Annotated in this window: 8 protein-coding genes; 3 read left to right on the forward strand and 5 right to left on the reverse strand. The window is 55.1% G+C overall.

Annotation, left to right across the window (positions count from 1 at the left end; translation table 11 throughout):
• Positions 1-58: 58 nt before the first annotated feature.
• A complete protein-coding gene (locus M5G26_RS06810; RefSeq protein ID WP_273914802.1) occupies positions 59-1,525 on the forward strand; it encodes a DUF726 domain-containing protein in 1,467 nt (488 codons plus the stop codon).
• Between the two features lie 45 nt (positions 1,526-1,570).
• Here the strand turns inward: M5G26_RS06810 and M5G26_RS06815 are convergent, their stop codons facing one another.
• From M5G26_RS06815 to M5G26_RS06835, 5 genes are all read right to left on the reverse strand, one after another.
• Positions 1,571-3,316 (reverse strand): LeoA/HP0731 family dynamin-like GTPase, encoded by a 1,746-nt coding sequence (locus tag M5G26_RS06815; protein WP_273914803.1) that lies wholly within the window; start codon positions 3,314-3,316, stop codon positions 1,571-1,573.
• Complete coding sequence (locus M5G26_RS06820; protein ID WP_273914804.1) at positions 3,303-4,934, reverse strand: GTPase; 1,632 nt, start codon at positions 4,932-4,934, stop codon at positions 3,303-3,305. Before M5G26_RS06820 ends, M5G26_RS06815 begins: the two co-directional genes overlap by 14 nt.
• Before the next feature lie 56 nt (positions 4,935-4,990).
• Positions 4,991-5,866 (reverse strand): hypothetical protein, encoded by an 876-nt coding sequence (locus M5G26_RS06825; protein ID WP_273914805.1) that lies wholly within the window; start codon positions 5,864-5,866, stop codon positions 4,991-4,993.
• A 103-nt stretch (positions 5,867-5,969) separates the two neighbouring features.
• Complete coding sequence (locus tag M5G26_RS06830; protein WP_273914806.1) at positions 5,970-7,265, reverse strand: McrC family protein; 1,296 nt, start codon at positions 7,263-7,265, stop codon at positions 5,970-5,972.
• Between the two features lie 5 nt (positions 7,266-7,270).
• Positions 7,271-9,325: an McrB family protein gene (locus M5G26_RS06835; protein ID WP_273914807.1), complete on the reverse strand. Its 2,055-nt coding sequence runs from the start codon at positions 9,323-9,325 to the stop codon at positions 7,271-7,273.
• 196 nt (positions 9,326-9,521) lie between these two features.
• Here M5G26_RS06835 and M5G26_RS06840 point away from each other — a divergent pair, with 196 nt between their 5' ends.
• Both M5G26_RS06840 and mexE read left to right on the forward strand, forming a co-directional pair.
• Entirely contained in the window at positions 9,522-11,261 is a 1,740-nt protein-coding gene (locus M5G26_RS06840) for a dipeptidase (RefSeq protein ID WP_273914808.1), read from the forward strand.
• Between the two features lie 272 nt (positions 11,262-11,533).
• Positions 11,534-12,787 carry a multidrug efflux RND transporter periplasmic adaptor subunit MexE gene (gene mexE / locus M5G26_RS06845; RefSeq protein WP_273914809.1) on the forward strand — a complete coding sequence of 418 codons (1,254 nt, stop codon included), beginning with the start codon at positions 11,534-11,536 and terminating at the stop codon, positions 12,785-12,787.
• The last annotated feature ends 11 nt before the right edge of the window (positions 12,788-12,798 follow it).

Here is a 12,798-nt window from a genome sequence, read left to right on the forward strand (position 1 = left end):
CAAATAACTAGCCAACTGCCATCATTGCGCGCATCCATAGCCTCAACAAGGACGTTGCGTGAGCCACAAGTTCAAATTCCTGACCCTTCCCCACCGTTCCGGAGAGGTCGCGAATGTCTTTATACACGGCTATTCAGCTGGCCACGACATGGAAGACCGATGCGCCCTACGCAAGCACATACCGTCCTCTCTGCACAACTGCATCAACATCTTCGCTTTCTGGCCATCAGGTCATTGGGCCCAGTTCGATGATTTGTCGAGCAAAGGGATCCTTGCGGCTAGCCGTTTGAGTGTTCTGGCGGGCGCAGGGCTCGCAATGGCTGATCGTGCGCTCCACTTCAACGGCAGTCGCAACCGTGCCACCGCCATGGGCAAGACGCTGCTCTCGGAACTCGAAATCTATCTGTTGAAAAACCATCCCTACGTTTCGAAAGTCAATCTGGTCGGACATTCTCTCGGCGGGCGCGTTGTCATCAGTGCAATGCTCGATTTGCTGGATAAACCTGTCGATGACAACCTGGCAATAGGCGATGTTCTTCTGATGGCTGCCGCTAGCAAGCTGTCGGGGGACGACGCGCAAGCCATTGGCGCACGCATTGATGGCAAGCTCTACAATGCCTGGTCGAGCGACGACAATGTCCTGCTGTTAAATCTGGGGGAAAGTAGTGCTGGTCGTCAGAAGGTTGACCATTGCGAGGACGTGCCAATGGCCGGGTTTGGCCATACAGACTATTGGCCAAGTCTGGAACGTGTGATGCGGGCATCAGGCTTCCATGGGTACAAAAGTGGCCTGCCCCGTGCAATGCAACCCGCATTGATCATCAAGAATCCCGATCCGGTCGTGACCGACCACCTTCTCTACGACCTGCTCGAACTGACCAGCGACAGAATTCGCAGCCAGGTCGTCAAGCACCTGCGCAGCAGCAGTTGGACAAAACTGGAAACGGAGCAATCGGTATATTTGCTGACCAAGGAATTCCAACTACTGGGCGGCCACTGCTTGGTCAACCTGGCGCGTGGCAAAGGTCTCAAGTACGTTCAGATCCTGCTGATGCTGGCCGAACATTACGGTTTGGTCAGTGAGTTGCACGACTGTGCACAGGTGATTGAAATGGAGGCGCTGCTGATCAGTAAGTGCTTCCACTCTTCATTCGGTGAAAAGCATGTGCTCGCATCGACTCAGGATATTGTTCAACGGGTACGTGACCTGTCCGAGAAGGGGTACTACGAGCAGGTGGATGCCCTGGCAGCGAGCCTGACCGTTTCTTCGTATTTCTCGACCCCGCAAGCACCTGCCCCTGCATATCGAACGAGTGATTCGACATTGGCGAGTGATACCAAAGAATTGGTGCTCGCCTCTACATCGTTAATGCCATCGCTCAGCGATCTTGTCTCCACCGAACGCATCAAGGCCGCGGTGACCAATCTGAAAAGCGCGATCAAGCCAGGCTACTCTGCGTTGATTCCAGCAGTCGCCATTCTTTTCTACGCGCGCCTGCATTTGAACAACGAAGGATTGCTCTGACATCGTGATAAAGCCTGGCCAACCGTTGCTGGCCAGGCTACCGGATCAAACCACCCCGTACTCGCCTTCAATGACGCTTTGCGAACCAAACGCCTGATTCAAGTGTGTCTCAAGCTCTGCCAGTTGAGCCTGGCGGTTGCGCAGGTCGTCAAGGCTTGCTTCCTGATCGACCAGGATTTTTTCAAACGTTTTGATCTGTGGGGCGAAAATATCCATCACTTTGTCGGGATCCTTGAGCAGCTTCATAGGCTCGGCAAAGTGACTTTTGACCACTTCAGCCAAATCGCTCTGAAGCTGTTTGAGTTCAGCCTCCGCACGCTGCTGCTGGGCAACGCTTATGACATCGGTCAACACCTGAATACCTGCACCGAGTGGCCCCGCCCAACGGCTGATGTTGGCGGCCAGCTTGGTCGCTTCCCATGGCTTGAACTTGTAGACATAGCCGGTGAGGTTCTTCAAGGTCTCACGGGCCAGGAACACGCCGTTCTTGATGCTTTCCACTGGGATTTTCGACACTGCAGTCAACGCTCGGCTAGAGGCCGACAAAGCCGATGCAGTGATACTGTCAGCAAAGTCTGACGAGCTGTCGAGTTGATGTTCGATCTTGGCGCTGATACCGCTCATGATGCTTGAAGACTGGTTGAAAGCGGTGCTGAACAGGTGGTCGATGCGAAAGCGCAGTTTTTCGCCGATATCGTTGTTCGAGAAGCCAATATGCGTTTCAAGGAAGACGTGAACCTGGTCTCGAGGCAGCGTACGAATGCTGTTAAGCAAATCGGTCTCGAGGTTGTTCAGCTCCTCATACAGATTGCCGACAGTCACGAGAACTTTACGCTTGCCCTCGGCAATGTCTTCCTGGATGCGTGCCGAATCACGTCGCTGGTTATCCGCCAACAACTTGAATTTGATCAACTCATCTTGAGCGAGGGCGATTTTCTTGCCCAGCACATCGCGCACGACATCGATGCCGGTTTTCTTGATCAGGGTTTCTCGACCACTGCCGTCGAGTACCTGTTGCGTAACCTGTTTGAGTTCGCTGATCCGCGAACGCTGGTCATACAGGTCTTTTTGCTCCAGCCAGAACTCAAGACCGCGGCTATTTGGGTTGGAGGCGACGCAAACCACGTTGATCGCTTCACGCTCGGCCGCAGAGAGGTCGACAAAACGCTGCAATTTATCCAGTAGGTTGTTCTTTTTGATTGTGCTTTGCTGCTCGAATTCTTCGGCATCGCGCAGATCGGCTACTTCATCCATTTTATTGATGACGAAGATGGTCGAGCTCAATTTGTTGAGATCGCGCAGAACCCAACGGACGATGTCCTGGTGGCTTTCCTTGAGCGGGTTGGTGGCATCGACCACGTAGAAGATCAGGTGCGCTTCGGAAATGTAGTTCTTGGTGATATCGCCGTATTGCACCAGAGCGCCATTTTCGGCTGCCTTTTCCTTGTCACCGAACAGGCCGGGGGTGTCGACAATCTCACAACGGTCCTGAAGGTTGTCAGGGCGATAGATCGCCAATGCGTCCGAGGACTCATTGGTGTCGATCTTCATGTCTTTCATGACCTGACCCAGCCAGCCGGCAACGACGCTGGTCTTGCCGTCGGAAAACGCGCCGAGCAAAGCAATACGCAAGGCATCGGACTGCACGTCGCCAATCGCCTTCTTGATTTTTTCGATGTCCTGAGAGACGTCCAGCCCAAGCGCTTCAAGCGCGCCCACCAGTTTCTGGAGGTTGTCGAGCGACTTGATCACCTCACTCTTGCTGGCGTTGAACTGTTTAAATTGTTCCATAGGGTCTATCTCCCACTTCGTCTTTCAGCGCTTGAATTGAAGCAATCTTTTCATCGAACAAACGGGTCACGTCGGCCATTTTGCGTCGTTCGTCCGTTAGTTGGCTCAATACCGAGCCTTCGATTTTGTCCTTGATTTTCGCCAGCATCTCTTCGGTATCACGCTTGAAGGTCTTCGTGACGTTCTCACGCTCGGCTTTGATAGCTTTGGCGACTTGCTCTTGCGCCTCGGCAATCTTTTTGCCGCGACCACCGAACAGGTAACTCAGCCCCGCAGCAAACAGACCGAAAAGGCCACCCACGATCGCGCCGACGATATTGCCTATCCCGGGAAACACCGTACCGATGCCAAATCCACTCAGGGCATAGCCGCCGACACTTAGCAGGAAGCTGCCCATGTCGGAGAAGTTGAAACTGATGGAGTCCATGGCGCTGGACAGTGAAATTGAACTGTTCGCCGCGTCGCTTAAACGCTGCTGAAAGCTCACCCGCTCAGCGTTTTCGTGCAGGCGTTTGACTGCTCGCTCAATAGTCTGAGACAGGTCTTCAAGCAACTGTTCTTGGATCTCCTCCAGCCTTTCGGACAGTTTCGCCTGTCCGTCACTGACGTGTCGCTGAATGACACGTTCGACATCGTCCTTGTCACTGAAGTGCACTTCGACAGCCTCGCGAGCCGCCGACGTCAGATCATTGAAAAAACGGTCCAATGCGCTGTTGCGCTTGGAGGTGAAACTGCTCGCCTGCTCCTGAAAGCTCTTGCGAATGACCTCCTGGCACTCCAGAACTTCCAAGCCGATCCTGGCGCAGACCGCCTGATGCTCGTCTCGTTGTCTTTGCAGATCCGCAATGGTGTCTTGCAGCAGGCGCAGTACTTTGCGCTTGTTGCTTTCGACGATGTCGACCTCAAAATTGGCGCAGCCATTGCCGATGACCTGGTGCAACTGATCCAACTGACTGAAGCTGCGCATCGCCTGTTGGCTAACGAAGTCTTGTTTGTAGGCACGCTGCGACTTGAGCAGGTCGGTGCGATCAGGATGAATACTGGTCAGGCCACGTTCGTCGAATGCAACCCCCGTAAAACCGAGGAGCCCTTGCAGGCTTTGGCAGCCGCTGACCAGCTCCGCACCCAATATGTCTTCCAGCACTTCACGGGTCTGTTCGCGGGTCGCGACGGCATCTTTATGCGTACGCTCAAGAGATTCGCGATCACTGTCAAACTCGTAAGAGTCCGCCTTGCCGCGCAGGTTGCAGATGGCATACACCTTGGCATCACGGTTGAGGTAATGCTTGATCTTCCGAGCTGTCTCAGCCTCTGGTTTCTTGTTGGTGCCGTTTACATAAAACACCAAGTGGGCTTTGGCGATGGCCGCCTGAACCATGCTTTCGTACTTTGACTCGTTACCCTCGATACCGGGTACGTCGATCAGGTGAAAATTCTTGCCCTGGTGGGTGAACTGGTAGATCACGTTGTCCTGGGTAAAGTCTGCCTGGCCGGTGCCGACGATCTCGCCGTCGACCTGGCCTGCGCAACGCTGCAGACGCTCGAGTTCTTTTTGTTGTTTGAGAAGCGTTGGCAGTCTGTCGCTGACCAGCTCGCTCAAGGAGTGTTGTTCGTGCATAGGTGCGTCCGGATTCTACGAAAGGAAGGTAAGTGCAGAGCCATCGATGTCTGGGCTCACAGCCACTGCGCGTACCCCAGGGCACCTGCGATGACACCGATCACCACGCCCCCTACCAGTCCGAATACCAGTTTCATTTTTGCCCGCTGCTCTAGCGCAATGCGTGCGGCATCGCTTTGGCGCTGACATTCGCTCAATTGCGCCTGGGAGGCTTGTAACTGACCGTCCTTCTCCGTCAGCTGTTGCTCGAAACGTTGCAAATCACTCCGCACGCCCTGTAGCTGCAGACCAGCCTCATGGAGTTCGCCCTGGGTCTTGGCGAGGTCTCTCTTGCTATCGGTCAGTCGTGCTTCGGTGTCCTGTAATGCCTGGCGACTGCTATCGAGATCACTTACCGCAAGACTCAGGCGCTCTTTGCAGTAGGCGTAATCCTGCTGGGTGTGTTCGAGCTGCTGGCGAGTACTCTGCAAATCACGCTGGGTCTGGTTGACCAGCGCGCCGATGTCGTCACCAAGCGCAGCAACGTCCTCGCAGAAGCTCACATAACGAGTGCTGAGTTCCTCGATAAGCTCATCGCTTTTATGCGAAAACACGGTCTGGATGTCGGCGGCAGTCGCCTGATTACGCTGAATAAGGGCCTGGCGCTTCTTCTCTTCGAAGAGTACCCGCAAGCTCTCGATGATGGTGCTCTTGCCGGCGTTGGTTTCGCCGAAGAAAGCAATGGTGAAGTTGTCCCACTCGGCGTGCTTTTCCAGATAAGAAATCTCGCCGTCAAAACGCGATTTCATTTCGCCGAGTTTTTCCTTGACGCTGGCAAGGTGAGCATTGCCCTTGTCATTACTCACATCAAGCCTGGAGACATCCTCCAGCGCCGTGGCAATGTCGCTGGCTACGCGTGCATAAAGCCTGGAGAAATCTTGCGCTTTACTCATATCATTCCCTGTTATCTTTCTGCTGGATCCAATTCAGCCCCACAAATTGCATTTTGCCATCACGCCTGTCAAGTTCACCTGTGTCGCATAGACATTCGCCACTTCACGAGTGTTGCTGTTCGTAAAAGAGGTATTCATCGAGGGAAGATTCCTCGGGCAGCAGCAATCTGCAGCTTTCAAAACAAAAAGGAACAACCCACAGTTTCAATCCTTCCGAACTGTTGAAATCGAACACCGGCAAAGGTTTGGTAAAGGAATCTGTCAACGGGTAGATCAAGACGACGTTCCCTGAGTCTTTGAGATAGAGATGTGCATAGGCGTGCAGTTGGTAAAAATCGGCCTGGCTGAGCAGATATTTCTCACGACTGTTGCCTTTCACACTGTCCAGTAGTTTCCATTTCGTATCGAGGACCACGCAAGTTTGCCTACCCTTCTCGATCAGCAGATCAGGTTTGAGACGAAACCAGTCCTGTTGCTGGTGGCTCACAAGATGGTGCTTGCTGGTCTGGGACCGCAGAGTGGAGCCCTGCTGGACCTGAGCCCTCAAGTGCTTCGCCACATAGGCTTCGAACACCGCTTCCATGGGAAACAACAACGAAGGTGCGTGGTGCTTGCCTGCACCCGTCACCGGACTGTCGCCCTGCAAGATCAACCGTGCCCACTCGAGCGCGGGTTCATAATAAGCCATGCCCCGATCAAGCCGGACGCGTTTGAAATCCAGGACGATATCGGTACATGTCGGCACATCGGCAAAAACAAAACACAACTCTCGCGCCAGGCGCTGATTGCCGGGCGCTTTGCACATACCCAGCGTTTTGCGCAGGGCGGTATGGATAAGCCTGTTTTCCGCACGATCCTGGATGTACTCGTCGTACTCAGAAAAGAACCGGTCACGGCGTACCAGATTCTGCGACAGGTGAGGCGCCATCAACAGTTTGCCGCGCAGACTGGAAAGATTCGCCTGCCGAGCACTGTAGTCGCTGCGCACTCCCCGTTTTACGACCTGTCCTGCGGCTTCAAGAAACTGTCGCAGAAACACTTCCAGCAACGGCATGTGCTCCGTTTGAAGATCGGCATTCGATGTTTTGATATGACGAAAGCCTCGCAGGCAGATGAGCATCTCGATCAATTTTTTGCGTGCCTGGTCCCTGGACGAATGTCGGCCGATCTTGGGCAGAATCTCGATCTGGAATCCACAAGGCGCACGCAGCACTCCCACGTAGTGGGTGAACTGAATGGCGCGCCGGCCCTTTCGACTGGTCAGTTTCAACCAGACCGGTGCGCGTTCATCGGGTGTCAGGCATTGCTCTTCCAGCCACTTGAATACAAGCGGGGGGACGGACTGACCATCAAGACCGTCAGCCGAATCGACTACCGTGTCGAACTCGAAAATCTGCATAGGCGTCATTCAGGGAGCGTCGCGTAAGTGTCGACATAGGCTTGAGGATCATCAAATGCATCCTTATTCAAGCGGTAGCGAGGTCGCAACGAGTACTCATCCAGATCCTGACTGGAGCCGAACAGTCCTTGCAAATCACCGTCGTTACCCTCCTCCTGGACAAATTGAAGCGCGGTTAGCTTTTTTTGGTTATCGCCCAATACCAATCGGATTTTCTGCCAATCCTCGAAAAAGTACTCTTCCAGCAGCGGAATGATACGGGTACGGAAAATGGCAGCGAGCGCCTGAAAACGCTGCTCGTCTGCAACGTTTTCCAGAGGAGTGAAATACGCATGCCCAATGGTGTGCTCGCGGTCATACAATGCCTCAATGCGTCTATTGATGGCCGTCAGTAATCGATCAAGGCGGATTTCATACTGCCCTCTGGACACCACGATTGCTTTCAATACATCTGGATCAGGCATTAACTCGAAGAACTCAAAGCGACGGCGCAGCGCTGTATCCACCGATGCCAATGAGCGGTCGGCTGTATTCATCGTCCCGATAACATTGACATTTGAGGGAACGCTGAAGGGCTTTCCTGAGTAGGGCAGCGTCAGCGTCACCTCATATTTGCCGCCCTTGCGCTTGTCGCCTTCAATCAACGTGATCAACTCGCCGAAAATCTTGCTGATGTTGCCGCGATTGATTTCATCAATAACCATCGCGTATTGCTGATCCGGATGCTTTTCTGCTTCTTCGCAGAGCCTCAGGAAGGCGCCCTTCTTGATCTCGTAACGGACATCTCTTGAAGATTCTGCTTGTGGCTTTTCAGAAGCCAGGTTTTCAGGATCGACCAGCACCGGACGCAGACCTTCGACGAACTCTTCGTATCCATAGGATTGGTGAAAGGTTACAAATTCGTAGCGTTTCACCTCGTCATTTGACGCGTAGTCACTTCGCAGCAGCTCCTGCAACATACGCGTCTTGCCGGTGCCTGGAGGGCCAAAATAGATTTGATTGCGTGGGCCGATAACACCTGTTGGCAACTTCACGCTAGTTGGCTGTTCGCCTTCCATGCCTGCCTCCTCTTCACCGCTGTAGTCGTCAGGCCAGTAACCGGTTCGGAGGGAGCGTTGACCACGCTTGGGTCCCAAAGCGTTTTTTTGGGCATTCGCCGCTTCGACTGACGCAACGATCTCTTCACTCAGATCCAAGTATTGCGGAATCGGGTTCAAGCCCGCGAATGTTACCCATAGGACCTGCACACGGTCCTTTCGCACAAACAACACCCCCGCCGATGAGCCTCTTTCCGCGCTTTTTTCCTTTCCACCGAATACCAGTTGTGAATTAGTGGCCTTTGTAGACCACCAATCAAAACCCAGTTCGTGAATCGCAATGGCTAATCGGGCAAATAAATGTGTTGTGCCGTGACCCCAGTTCGGCTGCCGCTCTCTGAAGTCCTTGCTTACCCGAAAGTGTGACAATAGTGCCGCACCATCGGCGTCAGTGTTCAAGCCAAGCTGTTCAGTCATGTCGTCGTATCCAATTTCAAATTTTGTAATGGCCGCGGCACTCCAGTCGACAAGTCCCTGGAAGCCGAGCGCCAAGCCCTGTTCGGCCGGCAAGGTCGCAACAATAGGTGAAGCCTGATAAGGCCCGCGCAACTTTTCATAGCGCCCACGCAATGTGGAATCTGTGATCTTTTTATCGACCAGATCAAGTTTGACGACAAAGCCCCAAGTGGCATCGATACCGACGGTATAAGCCAAGCCTTGAGGAGCGTCCGCACGAGGATAGATTTGTGCCCAGTTGTAGCCCAAAAACTTCTTCTGCCACTGACTTATGGGCCGGCGAAACACTTGCGGGTCAATGCTGTTCGGGAATACACGCCGTTGCAGTGCATACGCCCACTGCCTGGTAATTCCATAAGCCTCATACAATTGACGGTACGCTTGCTTATGTGAATCGTCGGTCTTGTCAAAGACCTTCTCGTGCCATGCACTCAAACAGTCGAACTGGTCGCGGGTAAAATAGTTAGATGCCACGTATTGCCATCCCATCCTTTGAATTGATTGCATGGTGCCATCACTCGTACTGGCACGGATAGATCACCTCGAAATAGTTTTTCATTCGTGCGCCTCTTTTGCATTTTTGTGCGACACATCCCCTTTCAGGACTCCCGCAAGGCTCTGGCACGGTGTTAGTTTGTAAGTGTATGTGTCTCAGTGTTGAGACACGCCTAACTCACTGCCCTGCAAAGGAATGCCCTTCGTAATGAATGTCCCTTTCAAAAAACTGGCTGCCACTACATTGATGCTGGCCGGCCTCGCCGCGTTCACGGCGCCGGCGCAAGCCAACATCACCCCGCAGCAGAGCGCTGAAATTCTCAAGACTTACAGCGCAGCCAAAGCCACAGACTTCCGCCAGTTCCTTGGCAGCCTGGGCAAGAGCGATCTGGCGAAAACCGCCGACATCGGCTCGGCCATTGGCGCTTATCTCGATAACAAGAGCCTGACGGCCGAGCAGCAGAACGAAATCTATCGTCTGCTGGGCATCTACACCCGCGTGAAATACAGCGCCGCCGCCACCGAAACCCTGCGCGAACTGGTGGAGATCCCGACCTATCGCAAAGACGGCGTCGAACAGCACGACAACCCGGAATTCACCAAGATCGCGGCGAAGATTCAGAGCCTGGCCGAGTCGTTCAATCTGAAATTCCGTAACATCGACAACCGCGTCTACGAGATTTCCCTCGACGGTAGCGGCGATGAAGTGGTTGGCATTAATGCGCACGCCGACGTGGTTCCGGTGACGCCGGAAAACTGGGTGCTCAAGGATGGCACCCGCCTCGACCCGTTCAAGATCACCCTGATCGGCGATCGCATGTATGGTCGCGGCACCGAGGATGACAAGAACGGCATCGTGGTCACGCTGTATGCCATGAAAGTCATCAAGGAAGAAAAGCTGCCGCTGGTGCGCAACTTCAAGCTGTTGGTCGACACCACCGAAGAAACCACCGGCGACGCGATTCCGTACTACTTCGAACGTAACCCGACGCCGAACTACAACCTCGCGCTGGATGGCGGCTACCCGGTGGTGATTGCCGAGAAAGGCTACGGCACCGTCATGGCCAACTTTGCCAAGCGCAAAGGTGAAGGCAAAGGTGCGGAAATCATCTCGATGACCGGTGGCCTGGCCACCAACCAGATTCCGTCGGCGTCGGTCGCTACGCTGGTCACCGATAAACCTGCCGAACTGGCTGCCAGCCTGCAAAAGGCCGGTGACGAGTTTGCCAAGCGCAATGGTGGCGATTTCCAAGTGAACGCCAAGGTTGACGGCAAAGACGTCAAACTGACCGTGACCGGTGTGTCCGCGCACTCCTCCGAGCCGGAATCCGGGGTCAACCCGGTCGCGCGGATGCTGGTCTTTATCAATAGCCTTGATGGCAAAGTCGCGTTCAAGCACAACCACATCACCGATGCCGCGCGTTACGCCGCCGACAACTGGGGTCTGGATTACCTCGGTAACAAGCTGGGGGTCGGTTTCTCGGATTCCTTCATGGGGCCGCTGACCACGTCGCTGACCTACGTCGGCATGGACGAAAAAGCCTTCAAACTCGCGGTCAACCTGCGCGTACCGAAGGGTAAGTCACCGGAGAAACTCAAGGCTGAAATCGCTGAGAAACTGGCTGCATGGAGCAAGAAAAGCCATGTAGCCGTTGCCTTCGATTACTCGATCGCCGAGCCGATGTACCGCAATCCTGAGGGTGAGTGGGTCAAGGCGCTGTTGGCGGTCTCGACTGAAAACCTCGGCATGGAACACGAGTTCGGCACCTCCGCCGGCGCCACTTCGGTGCACGAATTGCCGAACGGCGTGCAATTCGGTCTGGCCATGCCGAACGTGAAGTACACCGGTCACACCGATGGCGAATTCAAGACTGTGGAGCAATTCCAGCTGGATCTGCAGATCGTGACCGAAATGATCGGCCGCATCGGCCAGTTGCCTAAACTCTGACCGTGTCGCCGAACCCGCCGCCATGGCGGGTTCGGCATTTTTAATCGCCGCATAATCCCCGCCACGCAGCCTCGCTCCTGACTTTTGCACAGCGGGCAACACAGAATTGCCCTGAGAGAGATTGATAGCCACCTAACGAAAGGTGCATGCTAGAGGGCTCGTTCGGGTCTTATATCATTCCGAATGATAGTTACCTTTGCTTCATTCGATTCGTGCCATCACACCCCGCCGAGCATCATCCGCCCATCTTCAATACATTGGCGGATGCATCCATGGAACAGTCACTCAAACATTTGCGCTTCCCGTTGGCCATGTTGGCCGTACTGGTGATGAGCGCCTGCGGCAAGGCTCCGGAGACTGCCGCCACCCTGCCCGCAGCGAAAGTCAGCGTGGCCAAGGTGCTGGAACAACCGGTCAACGAGTGGGACGAATTCACCGGGCGCCTCGAAGCGCCGGAAACCGTTGAAATCCGTCCTCGGGTCTCCGGCCAGATTGATGACGTCGCTTTCACTGAGGGCGCACTGGTCAAGAAAGGCGACCTGCTGTTCCAGATCGACCCGCGTCCGTTCCAGGCTGAGGTGCGCCGCCTCGAAGCACTGGTCGCCCAGTCCCGCGCCAACGCCACCCGCAGTGAAAACGAAGCCGGTCGTGGTGAACGTCTGCGCGCCAGCAATGCCATTTCCGCCGAACTAGCCGACTCGCGCACCAGCGCTGCACAAGAAGCCCGCGCCGCCGTCGGCGCCCTGCAAGCGCAACTGGATCTGGCCAAACTGAACCTCAGCTTCACCCGCGTGACCGCACCGATCAGCGGCCGCGTCAGCCGTGCCGAAATCACTGCCGGTAACCTGGTGACCGCCGATACCACTCCGCTGACCAGTGTGGTGTCCACCGACCGCGTTTACGCCTACTTCGACGCCGACGAGCGTGTGTTCCTCAAGTACACCCAACTCGCCCGTAACGGTCAGCGCGGTGCCACCACGCCGGTGTACATGGGCCTGTCCAACGAAGACGGCAACCCGCACCTCGGCCAGATGAATTTCGTCGACAACCAGGTCAACCCGAAAACCGGCACCATCCGTGGTCGTGCGGTGTTCGACAACCGCGACGGCACTTACACCCCGGGCCTGTACGCACGCCTGAAACTGGTCGGCAGCGGCACCTACAACGCCATGCTGATCAACGACGAAGCGGTCGGTACCGACCTCGGCAAGAAGTTCGTGCTGGTGATGGATGCGGACAACAAAACCGCGTACCGCGCCGTCGAACTGGGTCCGAAAATCGAAGGCCTGCGCATCGTCCGTACCGGCCTGAACAAGGACGACACGATCATCGTCAAGGGCCTGCAACGGGTTCGTCCTGGCTCACCGGTCACCCCTGAAGTGGTGCCGATGGCCAGCGAACAGACCATCGCGGCACTCGCTCAACAACGTCAAGCGCTGGAAGCCAGCAACCTGCCCAAAGTCGCCCCTGCCAAAGGCGCGTCCGGTGCGGTTGTGAAGCTGGCTGCTACGACCCCACGCGGTTAAGGGACGACAAC

The organism is Pseudomonas sp. TNT2022 ID642, from assembly GCF_028656995.1.
Lineage (GTDB): Bacteria > Pseudomonadota > Gammaproteobacteria > Pseudomonadales > Pseudomonadaceae > Aquipseudomonas.